The sequence below is a fragment of the Amycolatopsis sp. CA-126428 genome, from assembly GCF_002904335.1.
In the GTDB taxonomy this organism is placed as follows: Bacteria; Actinomycetota; Actinomycetes; order Mycobacteriales; family Pseudonocardiaceae; genus Amycolatopsis.
The window spans coordinates 588,466-607,013 of sequence record NZ_PPHF01000074.1; the positions used below are offsets into that span (position 1 = coordinate 588,466).

Consider the following 18,548-nt stretch of genomic DNA (forward strand, 5'->3'; position numbering starts at 1 on the left):
GACCGCCCGTGCAGGCGTACGCGCAGAACGCCGGTGCAGTCTCTTTTCCGTCGTGCACAGCCGTTTCCGGTGGCCTTACCGCGCACCCGGACCGGTCGCGGGTCACACTGGACGCCATGGGTTTCCTGGACGGGCGGGCCGTCGTGATCACCGGTGCCGGACGCGGGCTGGGCCGGGCGTTCGCCCGGCACACGGCCGAGAACGGGGCCGCCGTCGTCGTCAACGACGTCGACGCGGAACCGGCCCACGAGACGGTGGCGGCGATCGTGGCGGACGGCGGGACCGCCGTGGCGAGCGTCGGGTCGGTGGCCGACGCCGCCTACGCCCGGTCGCTGATCAGCCGGTGCTGCACGCAGTTCGGGACGCTGGACGGGCTCGTCAACAACGCCGCGATCGGCTACCACGCGCCGCCGTGGGAGGACGACGACGCCGAGCTGGCCCGCGCACTGGTCGAGACCAACGTGCTCGGTCCGCTCCACTGTGGCACCGCGGCCGCGAAGGTCATGTGCGCCCGGGGCCGCGGGGTCATCGTCAACGTGACGTCGGGGTCGATGATCGGGCAGCGCCGGGCCGCCGCGTACTCGGCGTCGAAGGGCGCGGTGGCCTCGATGACCTACTCGTGGGCCGCGGACCTGGCCGAGCACGGCGTGCGGGTCAACGCCGTCAGCCCGATCGCCTGGACCCGGCTGATGGCCGCCGACCCGAACGGGAACCGCGACGCGCCGCCACCCGAACGGGTGGCACCGCTGGTGACCTACCTGCTCAGCGACCTCTCGGCCGGGGTCACCGGGCAGGTGCTGCGGCTCGCCGACGGGCACCTGCACGCCGTCCGGCAGCCGGCCATCATCCGGCCGGTCCGGCACCGGGAGCACTGGACGGTGGAGGAGATCGCCGCGGCCGTCGCCGGGGAGCTCGTCCTCGAATCGCCGCCGCGGGACCGCTGGACCCTTTGAGCGGCCCGGACCACCGGAACGGGTGGCTATCCACAGTGGACCTCGCGCACTAGCTTGGAGGCCGAGCGAGGAGGGCGGAGATGACGGCCACCGCGGAGGTCACAGCCGGCGCCGCGGCGCCGCCCGCCCTGAGCCGCGGCCGGGTCAACGCGGTGTTCGGCGCCGTGCTGCTCGGGATGCTGCTGGCGGCACTGGACCAGACCATCGTCGGCACGGCGCTGCCCACCATCGTCGGCGACCTCGGCGGCGCCGGGCACCTGTCCTGGGTGGTCACCTCCTACCTGCTGGCCGAGACGATCATGACCGTGGTCGCCCGAGCTGCTCGGCGACCTCTTCGGCCGCAAGCTGATGTTCCAGCTGTCGGTGGTCGTGTTCGGCATCGGCTCGTTCTGCGCCGGGTTCGCCGACAGCATGATCTGGCTGATCGTCTGGCGCGCGGTGCAGGGCCTGGGTGGCGGCGGGCTGATGGTCACCTCGACCGCGCTCATCGCCGACGTCGTCCCGCTGCGCGAGCGCGGCAAGTACCAGGGCGTGCTCGGCTCGGTGTTCGGCGTGGTCACCGTGGCGGGCCCGATGCTCGGCGGGTTCTTCGTCGACCACCTGTCGTGGCGGTGGGCGTTCTACGTCAACATCCCGCTGGTCGTGGTGGTGCTGGTGGTGGCCTCCTCGGCGATGCCGAACGCCCGCGCCGCGGTCAAGCCGGTGATCGACTACCTCGGCATCCTGCTCATCGGCCTCGCCGCGACCGGCCTGACCCTGGTCACCAGCTGGGGCGGCACGCAGTACGCGTGGGGTTCGCCGGTGATCATCGGGATGGCGCTCGGCTCGGTGGTGCTGCTCGCGGCGTTCGTCTTCGTGGAGCTGCGGGCGCAGGAGCCGATGCTGCCGATGCGGCTCTTCCGCAACCCGGTGTTCACCGTCGGCGGCATCATGAGTTTCGTCGTGGGCTTCGCGATGCTCGGCGCGCTGTCCTACCTGCCGACGTACATGCAGTACGTCCAGGGCACGTCCGCGACGACGTCCGGGGTCCGGCTGCTGCCGATGGTGCTGGCGCTGCTCGTCGCGTCGATCGCGGCGGGCAACGCGGTGAGCCGCACCGGGCGGTACAAGATCTTCCCCCTGGCCGGCGCGGCGGGCATGACAATCGGGTTGTACCTGCTGTCCCGGCTGGACACCGGCACCGGGTTCTGGGAGGCCTCGGCGTACATGGCCGTGCTGGGGCTCGGCATCGGGCTCGGCATGCAGGTGCTGACCATCGCGGTGCAGAACACCGTCGACTACGCCGACCTCGGCGTCGCGACCTCGGGCGTGACGTTCCTGCGTTCGATCGGCAGCTCGTTCGGCGCGGCGATCTTCGGCACGGTGTACGCCAACCAGCTGACACCCAGGCTGGCCGCCCTGCCGGTGCCGCCGGGGGTCGACCCGCGGGCGCTGCAGGTGCCCACGGCGTTGCACGCGCTGCCGGAGCCGGTGTCGGCCCCGGTGATCCAGGCGTACAGCGACTCCCTGCACGTCGTGTTCCTCGCGGCGGCCCCGGTCGGCCTGGTGGCGTTCGCGTTGGCGTTCTTCCTCAAGGAGGTCCCGCTGCGCGACACGGCCCGCGCGGCCGCCCCCGACCTCGGTGACGGCTTCGCGATGCCGGAGGCGCGCACCGACGACCGCGAGCTGGAGCGCGCGGTCGCCACGCTGTTCTTCCGCGAGCGCCGGAAGGTGGCCCCCGCGATCGTCGAGCGGGCCGGGGGAGACCTCGACGAGGGCGGCATCTGGTGCCTGCTGCAGGTCCACCTGCGGGAACGCCGTGGTTCGCCGGCCACGCTGCGGGCGATCGGCGACGACTTCGGCGTGCCGGCGCCGGTGCTGGAGCCGGCGTTCAACCGCCTGGAGCTGACCGGCCACCTGCGCTACACCCGCGACGGCTGGGAGCTGACGTCCGCGGGCCGCGAGGAGTTCGGAACGGTGGTCCAGGCCTGGCACGACTGGCTGGCCGACCGGCTTGGCGACTGGGGAGCGAACAACCGAGCCGAACTGGACGCGGCCATCGGCCGGGTCGCGGCCCGGCTGATGGACCAGAGCGCCGAGTCGCGCACCTCCGGCCGCCACGCCCTGGCCTGACGCTCGCCGCGCCCGGGCGGTGCGTGTGTGCGGGTCAAGCGCCTGAGGCGAGCCGTGGCGGGGTCAGCGGCGCCAGAAGTCGTGCGGGGTTCGGCCTCGCCGGAAGCCGCACGACTCGACCAGGGCCGCCGCCTCCGTGAAGCCGTGGCCGACCAGCCCGGGCTCGTGGGCGTCGCTGCCGAACGCCACGGCCTCACCACCCACCTCGAACCACCACCGCACCACCTCGCCCGGCAGCGGCACCTTCGTGTTCACCTCCAGCGCGCGGCCGCTCGCCTTCAGAGCCCGCAGCACCGTCCGGAACTCCTCCTCGAAGTCCGCCGCCACGAACGGCGGGCCCTCGCCCGGCCACGACCTCAGTGCGTAGTCGATGTGGGCGAGCACCGCGAAGTCCGCCGTGGACTCGACCAGGCCCAGCACCTCGCCCAGGTAGGCGCGCAGCAGCTCGCCCGGCGGCCGGTCCGACACGACCGTCAGCTCGCGGTGGTGCTCGCCGTCCGGAAGGGAGTGCACCGAGCCGAGGACGCGGTCGAAGGCGTGGGCCGCCAGCAGCGCGTCCGCCTGCGGGCGGTGCCAGTGCGGCTCGCTGAGCTCCACTCCGGACAGGACTCGCAGCCCCGGAAACCGCGAGCGGCACTCCTCGACGCACGCCAAGTACCCCTCGACGTCCAGCTCCGGCGGCTCCAGGACGCCGTCCGGACGCAGCCGCACCCGGAAGTGGTCCGGCAGCAACGGCCGGATCGGCTCCGGCATCAGCCACGGCGTCAGGTCCGCGTGCTCGGTGAACGCCACCGACGGCAGCCCCAGCTCGAGCGCCCGCTCGCAGGAGCCGATCATCGAGCCGGTAACCGTGTCCCAGGACCATTCGGTGTGGACGTGACCGTCCGTCGGCAGGCTCACCAGCCCACCGTAACCCGGGTTTTGGGCTACCTTCTGAGGCATGGCGCAGAAGTCGGCGGCGGTGGAGCTGGAGGTCGGCCCGCACACCGTGCGGATCTCGAACCCGGACAGGGTCTACTTCCCGGCCCGCGGCGAGACGAAGCTCGACCTGGTCAACTACTACCTCTCGGTGGGCGACGGCATCGTCAACGCCCTCCGCGAACGCCCCTGCATGCTGCACCGGTTCCCGTCCGGTGTGGCGGGGGAGAAGGTGCACCAGAAGCGCGTGCCCAACGGCGCGCCGCCGTGGCTGGAAACCGTCCGGGTGACGTTTCCGCGCTACAACCGGCACGCGGATGAACTGTGCGTCACCGAGCTCGCGCACGTCGCCTGGGCCGTGCAGATGTCCACTGTGGAGTTCCATCCGTGGAATTCACGCCGGGCGGACACCGAGAAGCCTGATGAGTGGCGGATCGATCTCGACCCGATGCCTGACTGCGGCTATGACCGGGTTCGCCGGGTTGCGCATGTGGCCCATGAGATCCTCGACGAGCTTGGTGCTGTCGGGTGGCCGAAGACTTCTGGAGGCCGTGGGCTGCACATTTATGTCCGGATTGAACCTCGTTGGGGCTTTGCTGATGTGCGCCGGGCTGCGCTGGCTTTTGCTCATGAGGTTGAACGACGGGCTCCGGATGATGTGACCACGACCTGGTGGCGGAAGGATCGGGATCCGCGGTTGCTCTTCGTCGACTACAACCAGAATGCTCGCGATCACACGATCGCCAGTGCATATTCGGTTCGTGGGAATCCTGAAGGTACGGTGTCTACGCCGATCCGGTGGACGGAGATCGATGATGCCGAGCCGGGGGACTTCACCATTGCCACGGTTCCCGCTCGGTTTGCCGAGGTGGGTGATCTTCATGCCGGGATCGATGGCGCGGTGTTCTCGCTTGAGCCGCTGCTGGAGTGGGCTGATCGGGATGGGGTTGAGGAGCCGCCTGATCCTGGGTGATGTTCTCTTTCCGGGGGTCCTGTTCGCAACCCCGAAGCCTGATTGTGACTACGGCCGGCGGTACCGCGTCAAGGCGGGAAAGCGTGCCTTGACCCGGCACCGCCGGCCGTGTACTGGCTTCGGATCGGGGTTGCAGGAGGTCTGGGTTCCGTGCGGGGGACGCCTTGCGCTGTCTGCCGTCCGCGGGCTGGTTGGAAGTGGGTCAGTTCAGGCGTTCGATGATCGTTGCGTTGGCCAGGCCGCCCGCCTCGCACATTGTCTGCAGGCCGTAGCGGCCGCCCGTCTGCTCCAGGACCGACAGCAGTGTTGTCGCCAAGCGGGCGCCGCTGCCGCCCAGGGGGTGGCCCAGCGCTATTGCGCCGCCGTTGATGTTGACCTTGGCCGGGTTCGCTCCGATCTCGCGCTGCCAGGCCAGCACCACGCTGGCGAATGCCTCGTTGACCTCGAATGCGTCGATGTCCGCCACGTCGAGCCCGGCGCGTGCCAGGACCTTGCGGGTGGCCGGGATGACGCCCGTCAGCATGAACAGCGGGTCGTCGCCGGCGACCGCGAAGCTGTGGATGCGGGCTCGGGGCTTCAGGCCCAGTGCCGCGGCCGTCTCGCTGCTGGTGATGAGCAGCGCTGCCGCGCCGTCGTTGATCGGTGAAGAGTTGCCCGCCGTGATGTGCCAGCCCAGGTCCGGGAAGCGCTGCTCCCAGACGTCGGCGCGGAACGCGGGCTTCAAGCCGGCGAGGATCTCCGGTGTGGTGCCGGGCCGGACGGTCTCGTCGGTCGTGATCTCGCGCAGCGTGCCGTCGGGGGCGGGTGCCTTCAGCGGTGCCACTTCGCCGGTGAACTTGCCGTCCGCCCACGCCTTTGCCGCGCGCTGGTGGCTTTCGGCGGAAAACTCGTCCAGCTCGGCGCGGGTGAAGCCCCACTTCGCGGCGATGAGCTCCGCGCTGATGCCCTGCGGTACCAAGCCGTCCGGGTAGCGGGCGGCGATCTGCGGGCCGAACGGGTCTCGGCCGGCCACCTGGCTGCCCATCGGCACCCGGCTCATCGACTCGACGCCGGAGGCGATCACGACGTCGTACGCGCCGGCGATGACGCCCTGTGCGGCGAAGTGGATCGCCTGCTGGCTGCTGCCGCACTGGCGGTCGACGGTCACGGCGGGCACCGACTCCGGCAGTCCGGCGGCGAGCGCGGCCCAGCGGGCGGTGTTCATGCTCTGCTCGCCGATCTGGCCGACCGCGCCGCTGATCACGTCGTCGATCCGGGCCGGGTCGAGGCCGGTGCGGTCGACGAGCGAGCGCAGGGCGTGGGCGTGCAGGTCGACCGGGTGCACCCCGGCGAGTGTGCCGTTCGGCTTGCCCTTGCCGATCGGGGTTCGTACCGCGTCGACGATCACCGCGTCCGTCATGGCGTCTGCCTCCTCGCAGATCGGGGATGCCTTCGGTATACGCCTGGTCGGTTGGGATTCACAACTCAGCTGTTCGCCACGTCACAGGAGGCTGACGTGCTAGGTTGGATTTTCAACCCCTTGGAGGTGGCATGGTCCGGCGTGGTCGCGAGTGCTCGGTCGCAGAGGCGCTGGAGGTCGTCGGCGAACGGTGGAGCCTGCTCGCGCTGCGGGAGATCATGCTGGGCGAGCGGCGGTTCAACCAGATCGCCGAGAACACCGGCGCCAGCCGCGACATCCTGGCCGCCCGGCTGCGCAAGCTCGTCGACGCCGGCGTGCTCGAGAAGGTCCAGTACGAAGCCCACCCGCCACGTCACGAGTACCACCCGACCGAAGCCGGCCGCGCGCTCCAGCCGGTCCTGCTCGGGCTGATGGCTTGGGGTGACAAGTACGTCCACCGGGGTGAGCCGCCGACGCTCTGGCGCCACGCCTGCGGTGAGGTGCTGGAACCGGCCACCGTCTGCGCCCACTGCGGTGACCCGGTGAACGCCCCGGGCACCCACGCGATCCGCCTCGGTGCCGTGCACGCCTGACCCCCGTTCCCGCAAAAGGCCTCCTCGCATCCCGCGAGGGGGCCTTTTCCGCGTCCCGCCGTTGACTTGAGACCCACGTCACTGTAACTCTTGAACGAATCGACGCAAGAACCTGACAGCACGCCGGTAAATCACGGCAGATGCCAGGAAGCACCCGGTCTCCGCCCGAGTCGTCTCCCTCCTCCCCGGATCAGAGGAACCCCATGAGAACGAAGCGGCTTCTGTCGCGCGCGGCCACCTACGCCGCCCTGTCCCTGCTCCTCGCGGCTCCCGCCGTGGCCGCGAGCGCTGCTCCGGCCGCACCCACCACCACCCAAGCCGCCGTCCAGGCCGCCGCGGCGACCTACACCGCGAGCAGCCAGCTCGCCGGCTACCCCGTTGCGAACGTCGGCGACGGCAACCAGGCCACCTACTGGGAGAGCGCGAACAACCAGTTCCCGCAGTGGGTCCAGGCCGACCTGGGTACCGCCACCAACGTCGCCCAGCTCGTGCTGAAGCTGCCCGCGAACTGGGAGGCCCGCACCGAGACACTCAGCGTGCAGGGCAGCACGAACGGCACGGGTTTCAGCGACCTGGTCCCGTCGGCGGGCTACCGCTTCGATCCCGCGACGGCCAACACCGTCACCCTGAACCTGGCCGCGAACACCCGGTACGTCCGCCTGAACGTCACGGCGAACTCCGGCTGGCCCGCCGCGCAGCTGGCGGAGTTCGAGGTGCACGGGCCCGCCGGCGGTGACACCCAGCCGCCGTCGGCGCCCGCCGACCTCGCCTACACCCAGCCGGCGAGTGGCCAGATCCGCCTCACCTGGTCGGCGTCGACCGACAACACCGGTGTCGCCGGCTACGACGTCTACGCGAACGACCAGCTGCGTGGCAGCGTCGCCGGGAACGTCCTGACCTACACCGACACCCAGCCGGACGGCACCACCGTGTCGTACTTCGTCCGCGCGAAGGACGCCGCGGGCAACCAGTCGGCGAACAGCGCCACCGTGACGCGCACCGGCACCCAGGCCGGCACGAACCTGGCGCTGGGCAAGCCGATCACGGCGTCGTCGACGGAGTGGACGTACGTGGCGGCCAACGCCAACGACGACTCCGCGGCCACGTACTGGGAAGGCGGCGGCGGGACCTACCCGAACCTGCTGACCGTCGCGCTCGGTGCGAACGCCGACCTGAACCAGGTGGTGGTGAAGCTCAACCCCGACCCGGCGTGGGGTCCGCGGACCCAGACGATCGCCGTCGAAGGCCGTGAGCAGAGCGCGTCCGCGTTCACCACCCTCGCCGCCGCGCAGACCTACAGCTTCAGCCCCGCGAGCGGCAACTCCGTGACGATCCCGCTCGGCGGCCGCGCTGCCGACGTCCGCCTGCGCGTCACCGCCAACTCCGGCGCGGGCGGCGGGCAGGCGGCGGAGTTCCAGGTCTTCGGCGTCCCCGCGCCCAACCCTGACCTGACGATCTCGGGCGTGACGTGGTCGCCGCAGAACCCCGTGGAGACCGATGCGATCACCGCGTCGGCGACCGTCCGCAACGCCGGGACGGCGGCCTCCGGCGCGACGAACGTCAACCTCTACCTGGGCACGGCCAAGGTCGGCACGGCGAACGTCGGCGCGCTCGCGGCCGGCGCGTCGGCGACGGTGTCGGCGAACCTCGGCACCCGGGACGCCGGCAGCTACCAGCTGACCGCGAAGGTCGACGAGGCCAACGCCGTCATCGAACAGAACGAGGCCAACAACTCCTACACCGCCGCCACGGCGCTCGTCGTCAGCCCGGTGCAGAGCTCCGACCTCGTCGCGGCGACGGCGTGGTCGCCGGGCAACCCCGCGGCCGGGAACACGGTCACCTTCACCACGACCCTGCGCAACCAGGGCACGATCGCGTCCGCGGGTGGCGCCCACGGCGTCACGGTGACGATCACCGATCAGAACGGGACCGTCGTCAGGACGCTGACCGGCAGCTACACCGGGGCGATCGCCGCCGGCGCCACCGCGCCGCCGGTGACGGCCGGTACCTGGACCGCGGCCAACGGCCGGTACACCGTGAAGACGGTCGTCGCGAACGACGCCAACGAGCTGCCCGTCAAGCAGGGCAACAACACCAGCACGCAGCAGCTGTTCGTCGGCCGGGGCGCGAACATGCCCTACGACATGTACGAGGCCGAAGACGGCGTCGTCGCCGGCGGTGCGGCCGTGGTCGGCCCCAACCGCACGATCGGCGACCTCGCCGGCGAGGCCTCGGGCCGCAAGGCCGTCACGCTGAACTCGACCGGCTCCTCGGTCGAGTTCACCACCCGCGCGGCGACCAACACCCTGGTCACCCGGTTCTCCATCCCGGACAGTGCGGGCGGCGGAGGCATCGACTCGACGCTGAACGTGTACGTGAACGGCACCTTCCTCAAGGCGATCGACCTGACCTCGCACTACGCGTGGCTCTACGGTGCCGAAACCGGCCCGGGCAACTCACCGGGCGCCGGGCCGCGTCACGTCTACGACGAGGCGAGCACGCTGCTCGGCACCACCGTGCCCGCCGGCAGCCGGATCAAGCTGCAGAAGGACGCGGCGAACACGACGAACTACGCGATCGACTTCGTCAGCTTGGAGCAGGCGACCGCGAAGGCGAACCCCGACCCGGCGCACTTCGCGGTGCCCACCGGGTTCACCCAGCAGGACGTCCAGAGCGCGCTCGACAAGGTCCGGCAGGACACCACCCTCACCGGGGTCTACCTGCCGGCCGGGAGCTACACCCTGTCGAGCAAGCTCAACGTCTACGGGAAGGCCGTCACGGTCACCGGCGCCGGGCCGTGGTTCACGAAGTTCTCCGCGCCTTCGGGCCAGGAGAACACCGACATCGGCATCGACGTGCAGTCGAGCGCCGACGGGTCGACGTTCAGCGGGTTCGCCGTGTTCGGGAACTACACCTCCCGCATCGACGGTCCCGGCAAGGTGTTCAACCTGACGAACGTCGCGAACCTGACGATCGACGACATCTGGGTGGAACACCAGGTGGTCATGGTCTGGGGCACCAATGTGGACGACACCACGATCAAGAACTCCCGGATCCGCGACACCTTCGCCGACGGCGTCAACCTCACCAACGGCAGCACGGGCAACCAAGTCACCAACAACGAAGCCCGGTCCACCGGTGACGACAGCTTCGCGCTGTTCGCCGCCACGGACCTCAACCCGGGCAACCAGTACGGCAACGTGTTCGAGAACCTGACCGCGCTCACCCCGTGGCGCGCGGCCGGGCTCGCGGTGTACGGCGGGTACGACAACACCTTCCGGAACCTCTACATCGCGGACACGCTGACCTATTCGGCGATCACGATCAGCTCGCTCGACTTCGGCTACCCGTTCCTCGGGTTCGGGCCGCAGCCGACGACGGTCCAGAACGCCTCCCTGGTCCGCGACGGCGGCCACTTCTGGGGCCAGCAGACGTTCCCGGCGATCTGGCTGTTCTCCGCCTCCAAGGAGTTCCGGGGGATCCGGGTGTCCGATGTGGACATCCAGAGCCCGACCTACAGCGGCATCATGTTCCAGACCAAGTACAACGGCGGTCCGGAGCACCCGGTCGAGGACACCGTGCTGACGAACGTGTCGATCACCGGCGCCCACCGCAGCGGGGACGCCTTCGACGCCAAGTCCGGGATCGGCATCTGGGCCAACGAGCTGCCGGAACCGGGCCAGGGCCCGGCCGTCGGCTCGGCGACCTTCACCGGGCTCACCCTGGCCGACAACGCCGAGGACATCCGCAACCGCACCACCACGTTCACCATCAACCGCAACTGATCAAAGCCGCGCGGGCCCGCCGGGAAGCCGTTCCCGGCGGGCCTTCGCCGTGCCAGGATGGCGCCGGAGGTGGTCGACGTGCGGATCCTGGTCACCGGCGGCACCGGACAGCTGGGCAGTGCGGTGGTGGCGCGGCTGCGGGCGGCGGGCGAGGAGGTCCGCGTGCTGAGCCGCCGGGTCGCCCCGGACGTCGTCCGCGGCGACCTGCGGACCGGCCGCGGCGTCGACAGCGCCGTCGCCGGCGTGGATGTGGTCGTGCACTGCGCCACCGACTACCTCGGGCGGGAAGCGCAGCTCGCGCGCACGCTGGTCGAGGCGGCGCGGTGGGCCGGGGGCCCGCACCTGGTGTACGTCTCGGTCGTCGGTGTCGATCGGGTCCCGCTCGGCTACTACCGGGCCAAGCACGAGACCGAGCAGCTGATCGCCGCCTCGGGCCTGCCGCACACGATCCAGCGGGCCACCCAGTTCCACGGCCTGGTCCGCACCCTGCTCGCGGGCGCGTTCCGGCTGCCGGTGGTGCCGGTGCCGCGCATCTCGTTCCAGCCGGTCGACGTCCGGGACGTCGCCCGCCGCCTCGCCGGCCAGGCCCTGGAGGACCCGGCCGGCCGGGCGCCCGACTTCGGCGGCCCGGAGATCCTCTCGGCGGCCGAGCTGGCCCAGGCGGTCGCCGAGGCGAGCGCGCGGCGCCGGCGGATCGTGCCGCTCAAGGTGCCGGGGGAGACGTTCCGGGCCTACGCCGACGGCGGCCATCTGGCTCCCGCGCACCGCGAAGGCGAGATCACGTTCCGCGAGTACCTGGCCGAGCGAGCCGATCACGGGTAATCGGTCCATCCCGAAGATTCTTGACCACCGGACCGGATAGATCATATGTTTGGCGGGCTCCGCAGCCGTTTTCCGCCCACGCCGAACGGATGACCCATGCCGGAACTGCCTCTTCCGCCGTCGCGGCGGTCCTTCCTCAAGCTCGGTGGCGCGGTCGGCGCCGGTGTTGCGCTGGGTGGCCTACGTCCCTTTGCTGCCAACGCCGATGTGGTCCGACCGGCCGGGGAAGACCTCGCCCCGCCGTCGCCGGCCGGCACCCTGTGGTACCCGGCGCCCGCGAGCGAGCCGAAAATCATCGAACAGGGCCTGCCGATCGGCAATGGTCGGATCGGTGCGCTCGTCGGGGGCGACCCGGCCGCCGACTTCCTGTACCTCGCCGACGCGTCGCTGTGGACCGGCGGCCCCAACGACGTCCTCCAGGACGACGGCCAGTTCCCCTACGAGACCGAGAAGTTCGGCACGCTCGGCCTGCTCGCGAAGCTGCGGATCGCGGTCCCGGCCCACACCGGCGTCACGGACTACCGGCGCACGCTCGACCTCGGCAACGGCCTGGTCGTGATCACCTACCGGCACCAGGGCGTGCAGTACCGCCGCGAGTACTTCGCGAGCCACCCCGACGACGTCGTGGTGGTCCGGCTCAGCGGCGGGCCCGTCACCGGGTCGGTGTCGCTGGAGCCCACCCGCGGCGAACCGGCGGCCGGTGCCGGAGCGTTCACCGGCGCGTTCGCCAACGGCTTGAAGTACGCCTGCACGGTGACGACGTCGGGCGGGCTGACCTTCAGCGGGAGCGGCGAGGTCGTCGTCGTGCTCAGCGGCGGCACGAACTACGTCCCGGACGCGGCGCGGAAGTTCCTCGACACCTCGCTCGACCCCCTGGTCCTGGCGAAGCGGAAGGCCGCCGCGGCGCTGACCGTGGGTGGCGGGGCCCTGCGGGCGACCCACGTCGCCGACTACCGGCGGCTGTACGACCGGATGAGCGTGGACCTCGGGCAGTCGCCGCCGGCGAAGCGGGCCCTGGACACGTGGTCGCGGCTGGTCGCCCGCCACGACCAGCCGGGCGTGCCCGATCCGGAGCTGGAGGCGAGCTACCTGCAGTTCGGGCGCTACCTGACGATCACCGGCTCGCGCGACGGCCTGCCGATGGGCCTGCAGGGCCTGTGGCAGAACACCAACACGCCGGACTGGATGAGCGACTACCACACCGACATCAACCTCCAGATGAACTACTGGCTGGCCGACCGCGCGGCGCTGCCCGGGAGCTTCACTGCCCTGGCCGATTACTGCCTCGCGCAGCTTCCCGTGTGGACGGACAGCACGAACCGGCTGTTCAACGACCCGAGGAACCGCTTCCGCAACACCAGCGGCAAGGTGGCCGGCTGGGCGGTCGCGTTCTCCACGAACATCTACGGCGGCTCCGGCTGGTGGTGGCACCCCGGCGGCAACGCGTGGCTGTGCAACTCGCTCTGGGACCACTACGCCTTCACCCAGGACAAGGCGTACCTCGCGCGGATCTACCCGCTGCTGAAGGGGGCGGCCGAGTTCTGGGACGCCCGGTTGATCCCGATGACGGTCGACGGCCGCGAGGTGCTCGTCGACGATCACGACTGGTCGCCCGAACACGGCCCGCAGGACGCCCGCGGGATCACCTACGCGCAGGAGATCGTCTGGGACCTGTTCGAGCACTACCGCGAGGCCACCGCGGTGCTGGGCCGGGACCGCGCGTACGGCGACCGGATCGCCGGGCTGCAGAAGAAGCTCTACCTGCCGAAGGTGAGCCCGTCGACCGGCTGGCTCGAGGAGTGGATGTCGCCGGAGAACCTCGGCGAGACCACGCACCGGCACCTGTCCCCGCTGATCGGCTTCTTCCCGGGCGACCGCATCGCGGCCGACACGGCCCCGCGCGAGCTGCTCGACGGCGTCCGGGCGTTGCTGATCGCGCGCGGGACGGACAGCTTCGGCTGGGCGACCGCGTGGCGATCGGCGTGCTGGGCGCGGCTCAAGGACGCCGATCGCGCGTACCGGCTGCTGCTCACCGTGCTTCGGCCGTCGGTGGCGAACGGCAACGGCACCGCGTCCAACTTCTTCGACATGTACAGCCAGGGCAGCTACACGATCTTCCAGATCGACGCGAACCTCGGCGCGCCCACCGCGATGCTCGAAATGCTCGTCCACTCGCGCCCGGGGGTGCTGGAGCTGCTCCCGGCGCTGCCTTCGGCGTGGGCGGCTTCGGGGCGGGTGACCGGGATCGGCGCGCGCGGCGGGTTCGAGGTGGACCTCGAATGGCGGGCCGGGAAGGTCACCCGGGCGGTGATCCGCAGCGTCGGCGGCACCCGGCTCGAGGTGCGGGCCGGGACCTGGCGGCGGACCGTCACCCTGCGGCCGGGGGCGTCGGTCACGGTCCGGCCAAGTTGAGGCGGCCCCTCCGGAAAGAGGTGTAGTGTTCAACTACTTTCTTCTGACCGGAGGTTCATCGTGAACGTCGTCCTGTGGGTCGCGGCGGGTCTGCTCGCCGCGCTGTACCTCGCCGCCGGGGGCATGAAGCTCGCGACCCCGCGCGAGAAACTGCTGGAAAACCCCAACATGGGCTGGACGGCGGACTTCTCCGAGGCGGCGGTGAAGGGCATCGGCGCGGTGGAGATCCTCGGCGCGATCGGCTTGATCCTGCCTTGGGCGCTCGACATCGCCCCGGTGCTGACGCCACTGGCCGCGACCGGGCTGGCGCTCGTCCAGGTGGGGGCGATCGTCGTGCACGCGCGCCGGAAGGAGACCAAGGCGCTGCCGATGAACGTCGTGCTGCTCCTGCTGGCGGCGTTCGTGGCGGCGGGCCGCTTCGCGGGCTAATACCCTGGAGCCCGATGGACGTCGATCTGCGCAAGCTCCGTTACTTCGTGGCGGTCGCCGAAGAACTGCACTTCGGGCGCGCCGCCGCGCGGCTGCTCATCGCGCAGCCGGTGCTTTCGCGGCAGATCCGGGCCCTGGAAGGCGAGCTGCGGGCGCAGCTGTTCCGGCGCGACAGGCGGTCGACCGAGTTCACCGCGGCCGGGCGCCAGCTGCTGGAGGACACGCGGCCGCTGCTGGCCTCGGCCGATGCCCTCCGCCGCCGGGTCGCGACGGCCGCGCGCGGTACCTCGGCGTTCACCGTGGCGTTCATGCCGGGCATCACGGTCACCGGCGCGGTCCGCGAGCTCTCGGCGCGGCAGCCGGGCCTGGCGGTGGAGCTCCTGCGCACGACGTGGGACGACCAGACCGAAGTCCTCCACGACGGCCGCGCCGACGTCAGCGTGATCCGGCTGCCGGTGGACCGGCGCGGGCTTACCGTCCGGCCGCTGTTCCGCGAGCCGCGCGTGGCCGTGCTGCACGCCGGCCACCGGCTGGCCGGCAAGGAATCGGTGCGGGTCGGCGACCTCGTGGACGAGCACCTGCTCAACGACCCGGACGCGGTGCCGGAGTGGCGTGACATCGCGGTCGAGCTGCGCGAAGGCGCCGCGCCGGCGCGGCGGGCGTTCCGGAGCGTGGCGGAGAAGCTCGAGCACGTGGCCGCCGGGCGGGGGATCGCGGTCGTCCCGCGGTCGACGTCGGAGTACTACACCCGGCCCGACGTGGTGCGCGTGCCGGTCGAGGACCTGCCGCCGAATGAGGTGTGCCTGGCGTGGGTATCCGGCCGGCGGTCGCGGGTGATCTTCGAGTTCGCGGAGATCATCGCGGGCCTGGCCGACGCAGGGGAGAGGACACGATGATCCGCTGGGCGACGTTCGACTGCTTCGGCACGCTGGTGGACTGGCGCCACGGCATCGCCACCGGGCTCGAGCTGCTCTACCCCGGCCGCGGCGCGGAGCTGCTCGAGGTCTACAACCGGTTCGAGCCGCAGGTGCAGGCCGAGGTGCCGGTGCGGCGGTACCGGGAGGTGCTCGCCGAGTCCCTGCGCCGGACCGCGGCCGAAGCCGGGCTGGAGCTGGTGGCGGACGACGCTTCGGTGCTCGGGACCGGGCTGCCGTACTGGCCGGTCTTCCCGGACACCCGGCCGGCGCTGGCCGCGCTGCGGGAAGCGGGCTGGCGGCTCGCGCTGCTGACGAACTGCGACCGCGACCTCATCGGCGAGACCCAGCGGCGGCTCGCGGTGCCGATCGACGCGATCGTGACCGCGGAGGACGTCGGCGGGTACAAGCCGGGGCACGGTCACTTCCGGCGGTTCGCCGCGTCCTTCGACGCGACCGCCGCGAACTGGGTGCACGTGGCGCAGAGCCACTTCCACGACATGGTGCCGGCCCAGGCGCTGGGCATCCCGCGCGTGTGGGTCAACCGGCACGCCGGCCCGCAGGACCCGGCGGTGGCGGACGCGGTCCTGCCCGATCTCGGCGATCTGGCCGAGACGGTCGAGCGGGTGCACGCCGGAGCCCGCTGACCGCCGTCACGGGTGGCGCACCCCGGCCGGGCGGTGCGGGAACACTGCGGCCCACAACGCCTTCCACGGCTTCGCGGGCTGCCGTTCCCTCGGCGTCTGCAACGCCGGCTCCGGGCGCGCCCCGGCCCGGTAGTCCATTTCCACCCGCACCCAGTCGTGGATCCAGTCGCCTCGCATGGTGGCTCCTTTCGTCGTGGAGCCCACGATCGTCCTGAGGGTTCCGCGCCCGCATCGGGTGAACACGCAGTCCGGCGCCGGCCGGCCCCTTACCCGCTATCGTGACCGGGTGGCCGCGACGACGTTCCTGTTCGTGCCCGGCGACCGGCCCGACCGCTTCGGCAAGGCGCTCGCCGGCGGCGCCGGCGTGGTGATCCTCGACCTCGAGGACGCCGTCGCCCCCGCGGCCAAGGAGGCGGCCCGCGCTTCGGCGGGCGAATGGCTGGAGGGCCACCGGGCGATGGTCCGGATCAACGCGCCGGGCACGCCGTGGTTCGACGCGGACGCCGAGCTGGTGGCCGCGCTCGGCGTGCCGGTGATGGTGCCGAAGGCCGAGACACCGGGGGTGCTCGCCGGGTTCGGTGCGGTGGTCGCCCTCGTCGAAACCGCGCTCGGGGTGGAACGCGCCGGTGAGCTGGCGGCGGTGCCGTCGGTGACGCGGCTGGCGTTCGGCAGCGTGGACCTGGCGGCCCAGCTCGGGGTGGCGCCGGAAGACCGGGAGCCGTTCGCGTACGCCCGTTCGCGGCTGGTGATCGCCTCGGCGGCGGCCGGCCTCGCGCCGCCGGTGGACGGCGTCACCACGGATCTGGGCGCCGGCTCGCCGCTGGAGGAGGACGTCCGCTACGCGCGCCGCCTGGGTTTCGGCGGCAAGCTCTGCATCCACCCGAAGCAGGTGGCCGTGGCCCGGGCCGGCTTCACACCGACGGAAGCCGAACGCGCCTGGGCTCGCCGGGTAGTGGCGGCGGGAGACGGGGTGTCCGTTGTGGACGGCCGGATGGTGGACAAGCCGGTGCTCGCCCGGGCCCGGCACATCCTCGACGGGTGAGGCGGACCCGCAGGCCGCCTTGCGCCGGCTTCGCTCGGGCAACGACGCGTTCCGCTTCCGGCTGCACCACAGCGCGTTGGGCGAGAATTGCTCTGCACCAAGCCGCCGCCACCCTCCACTGCGGCTGCGCGCACCCAGTGCGGGCCGGAGCCGGACCGCATCGAGCTTCGCCGAGGTCGATTCGCGCGCGGTTTCGGCAACGTCACCGGCCGAGCATGTCGTGCGGTCCAGGATCGCGGACACGAGATCGGCCCTGCGCTACACCGCGCCCTGGCGTCGCAACGCTTCCGCGTCGAAGCCGAACTCCGTCAGCACCGCGTTCGTGTGCTCGCCCAGTGCCGGTACCGGGTCCATCCGCGGGGCCCGGCCCGGGACCGTGATCGGCGGCAGTGTCGCCCGGATCGGCCCGGCCGGCGTGGCGACCTCGGCGAACCGGTCGCGCGCCGTGAGCTGGGGGTGGGCCAGGACGTCCGGCAGGTCCCGGCGGCGGGCGTGGGCGATGCGGCCCGCCCGCAGCCGGGTCTCCAGCTCGGCGCCGGTGAGCTCGGCGAAGATCGCGTCGATCCCGGCTTCCAGAGCGGCCCGGTTCGCCACTCGCGCGCTGCCCGTGGCGAACCGGGCGTCGGTGATCCAGTCCGGGCGGGCGACCGCGTGCTCGCAGAACGCCGCCCACTCGCGGTCGTTCTGGACCGCCAGCACCAGTTCGGTGCCGTCGCCCGCGGCGAACGTGCCGTAGGGGGCGATCGCGGGGTGGCTGGTGCCCGTCCGCGGCGGTGGTGTCCCGCCGTACCCGGCGTAGTACAGCGGAAAGCCCATCCATTCGACGAGCGAGTCGAACAGGCTGACCTCGAGTTCGGTGCCCAGCCCGGTCCGCTCGCGGTCGTACAGCGCGGACAGGATGCCGGAGAAGGCGTACATGCCGGCGCCGATGTCCGCGGCCGGGATGCCGCTCTTGGCCGGTTCCGCCGCGGATCCGGTGACCGACACCAGCCCGGCTTCGGACTGGATGAGCAGGTCGTAGGCCTTCGCGTCGCGGTAGGGCACGGTCGAGCCGTAGCCCGACACCGAGCACGTGATCAGCCGCGGCCGGGTCGCGCGCAGGGTGGCCGCGCCCAGCCCGAGCCGCTCCGCGACGCCGGGTGCGAAGTTCTGCACGAACACGTCGGCGCGGTCCAGCAGCGCGGCCATGACGTCGGCCGCCGCGTCGCTCTTGAGGTCCAGCGTGACGCTTTCCTTCGACCGGTTCAGCCAGACGAAGTGGCTGGAGAGGCCGTGCACGGTCTCGTCGTAGGCGCGGGCGAAGTCGCCGGTGCCGGGCCGTTCGATCTTGAGCACGCGGGCCCCGAGGTCGGCCAGGTGCCGGGTGGCGAGCGGTGCGGCCACGGCCTGTTCGCACGACACGACGGTGACGCCGTCGAGGGGCAAGGAACGCATGGCCGCATCCTGCCACCCGAGCCGGACCGCACCGGCTATGACAGGGAGTGATACGTATCAGTATGGGCGGGTCGGATCTGCTGGAGTTTCGGGCAAAACCGTTGACGGCCCCTGGGCGGGCTTGCACTCTGAATCG

Annotated in this window: 14 protein-coding genes and 1 pseudogene; 11 read left to right on the plus strand and 4 right to left on the minus strand. The window is 71.6% G+C overall.

From position 1 onward, the window contains the following. Positions 1–116 precede the first annotated feature (116 nt). Together C2L58_RS20980 and C2L58_RS20985 are read left to right on the plus strand one after the other, a co-directional pair. Positions 117–953: an SDR family NAD(P)-dependent oxidoreductase gene (locus C2L58_RS20980; RefSeq protein ID WP_103339291.1), complete on the plus strand. Its 837-nt coding sequence runs from the start codon at positions 117–119 to the stop codon at positions 951–953. Positions 954–1,033: 80 nt separating this feature from the next. Beyond that, positions 1,034–3,065 (plus strand): annotated as a pseudogene (locus tag C2L58_RS20985) (DHA2 family efflux MFS transporter permease subunit). 63 nt (positions 3,066–3,128) lie between these two features. Here C2L58_RS20985 and C2L58_RS20990 read toward each other — a convergent pair. Further along, positions 3,129–3,965 (minus strand): PHP domain-containing protein, encoded by an 837-nt coding sequence (locus C2L58_RS20990; RefSeq protein WP_103339292.1) that lies wholly within the window; start codon positions 3,963–3,965, stop codon positions 3,129–3,131. A 40-nt stretch (positions 3,966–4,005) separates the two neighbouring features. Here C2L58_RS20990 and ligD point away from each other — a divergent pair, with 40 nt between their 5' ends. Continuing rightward, positions 4,006–4,956 carry a non-homologous end-joining DNA ligase gene (gene ligD / locus C2L58_RS20995; RefSeq protein ID WP_103339293.1) on the plus strand — a complete coding sequence of 317 codons (951 nt, stop codon included), beginning with the start codon at positions 4,006–4,008 and terminating at the stop codon, positions 4,954–4,956. A gap of 202 nt (positions 4,957–5,158) precedes the next feature. Here ligD and C2L58_RS21000 read toward each other — a convergent pair whose 3' ends face one another. Then, the gene (locus tag C2L58_RS21000) at positions 5,159–6,355 is read right to left on the minus strand and encodes a thiolase family protein (protein WP_103339294.1); all 1,197 of its coding nucleotides are present in this window, start codon (positions 6,353–6,355) and stop codon (positions 5,159–5,161) included. Between the two features lie 131 nt (positions 6,356–6,486). Here C2L58_RS21000 and C2L58_RS21005 point away from each other — a divergent pair, with 131 nt between their 5' ends. The 7 genes from C2L58_RS21005 to C2L58_RS21035 all read left to right on the plus strand — a co-directional run bounded on the left by C2L58_RS21005 (position 6,487) and on the right by C2L58_RS21035 (position 15,936). Beyond that, the gene (locus C2L58_RS21005; RefSeq protein ID WP_103339295.1) at positions 6,487–6,927 is read left to right on the plus strand and encodes a winged helix-turn-helix transcriptional regulator; all 441 of its coding nucleotides are present in this window, start codon (positions 6,487–6,489) and stop codon (positions 6,925–6,927) included. A 203-nt stretch (positions 6,928–7,130) separates the two neighbouring features. Further along, positions 7,131–10,712 (plus strand): discoidin domain-containing protein, encoded by a 3,582-nt coding sequence (locus C2L58_RS21010; RefSeq protein ID WP_103339296.1) that lies wholly within the window; start codon positions 7,131–7,133, stop codon positions 10,710–10,712. Positions 10,713–10,769: 57 nt separating this feature from the next. Further along, positions 10,770–11,534 (plus strand): SDR family oxidoreductase, encoded by a 765-nt coding sequence (locus C2L58_RS21015; RefSeq protein ID WP_233225826.1) that lies wholly within the window; start codon positions 10,770–10,772, stop codon positions 11,532–11,534. A 96-nt stretch (positions 11,535–11,630) separates the two neighbouring features. Then, positions 11,631–13,946, plus strand: a complete 2,316-nt coding sequence (locus tag C2L58_RS21020) for a glycosyl hydrolase family 95 catalytic domain-containing protein (RefSeq protein WP_103339297.1) — start codon at positions 11,631–11,633, stop codon at positions 13,944–13,946. Between the two features lie 60 nt (positions 13,947–14,006). Further along, on the plus strand, positions 14,007–14,375 hold the full coding sequence (locus tag C2L58_RS21025) for a DoxX family protein (protein ID WP_103339298.1): 369 nt from the start codon (positions 14,007–14,009) through the stop codon (positions 14,373–14,375). Positions 14,376–14,389: 14 nt separating this feature from the next. Continuing rightward, on the plus strand, positions 14,390–15,271 hold the full coding sequence (locus tag C2L58_RS21030) for a LysR family transcriptional regulator (RefSeq protein WP_103339299.1): 882 nt from the start codon (positions 14,390–14,392) through the stop codon (positions 15,269–15,271). After that, on the plus strand, positions 15,268–15,936 hold the full coding sequence (locus C2L58_RS21035) for an HAD family hydrolase (RefSeq protein WP_103339300.1): 669 nt from the start codon (positions 15,268–15,270) through the stop codon (positions 15,934–15,936). The genes C2L58_RS21030 and C2L58_RS21035 overlap by 4 nt, the downstream gene beginning before the upstream one ends. A gap of 6 nt (positions 15,937–15,942) precedes the next feature. Here the strand turns inward: C2L58_RS21035 and C2L58_RS21040 are convergent, their stop codons facing one another. Next, the gene (locus tag C2L58_RS21040; RefSeq protein WP_233225827.1) at positions 15,943–16,113 is read right to left on the minus strand and encodes a hypothetical protein; all 171 of its coding nucleotides are present in this window, start codon (positions 16,111–16,113) and stop codon (positions 15,943–15,945) included. A 109-nt stretch (positions 16,114–16,222) separates the two neighbouring features. Here C2L58_RS21040 and C2L58_RS21045 point away from each other — a divergent pair, with 109 nt between their 5' ends. Beyond that, positions 16,223–16,978, plus strand: a complete 756-nt coding sequence (locus C2L58_RS21045; RefSeq protein ID WP_233225828.1) for an HpcH/HpaI aldolase/citrate lyase family protein — start codon at positions 16,223–16,225, stop codon at positions 16,976–16,978. A 258-nt stretch (positions 16,979–17,236) separates the two neighbouring features. Here the strand turns inward: C2L58_RS21045 and C2L58_RS21050 are convergent, their stop codons facing one another. Further along, positions 17,237–18,412 (minus strand): CaiB/BaiF CoA transferase family protein, encoded by a 1,176-nt coding sequence (locus C2L58_RS21050; RefSeq protein WP_103339302.1) that lies wholly within the window; start codon positions 18,410–18,412, stop codon positions 17,237–17,239. Positions 18,413–18,548 lie beyond the last annotated feature (136 nt).

Bases quoted from the DNA above. Each gene is read 5' to 3' on its own strand.
- C2L58_RS20980 (WP_103339291.1), top strand. From the start codon at position 117: ATGGGTTTCCTGGACGGGCGGGCCGTCGTGATCACCGGTGCCGGACGC.
- C2L58_RS21035 (WP_103339300.1), top strand. From the start codon at position 15,268: ATGATCCGCTGGGCGACGTTCGACTGCTTCGGCACGCTGGTGGACTGG.
- C2L58_RS21040 (WP_233225827.1), bottom strand. From the start codon at position 16,113: ATGCGAGGCGACTGGATCCACGACTGGGTGCGGGTGGAAATGGACTAC.
- C2L58_RS21010 (WP_103339296.1), top strand. From the start codon at position 7,131: ATGAGAACGAAGCGGCTTCTGTCGCGCGCGGCCACCTACGCCGCCCTG.
- C2L58_RS21000 (WP_103339294.1), bottom strand. From the start codon at position 6,355: ATGACGGACGCGGTGATCGTCGACGCGGTACGAACCCCGATCGGCAAG.
- C2L58_RS21015 (WP_233225826.1), top strand. From the start codon at position 10,770: ATGGCGCCGGAGGTGGTCGACGTGCGGATCCTGGTCACCGGCGGCACC.
- C2L58_RS21050 (WP_103339302.1), bottom strand. From the start codon at position 18,412: ATGCGTTCCTTGCCCCTCGACGGCGTCACCGTCGTGTCGTGCGAACAG.
- C2L58_RS21005 (WP_103339295.1), top strand. From the start codon at position 6,487: ATGGTCCGGCGTGGTCGCGAGTGCTCGGTCGCAGAGGCGCTGGAGGTC.
- C2L58_RS21030 (WP_103339299.1), top strand. From the start codon at position 14,390: ATGGACGTCGATCTGCGCAAGCTCCGTTACTTCGTGGCGGTCGCCGAA.
- C2L58_RS21020 (WP_103339297.1), top strand. From the start codon at position 11,631: ATGCCGGAACTGCCTCTTCCGCCGTCGCGGCGGTCCTTCCTCAAGCTC.
- ligD (WP_103339293.1), top strand. From the start codon at position 4,006: ATGGCGCAGAAGTCGGCGGCGGTGGAGCTGGAGGTCGGCCCGCACACC.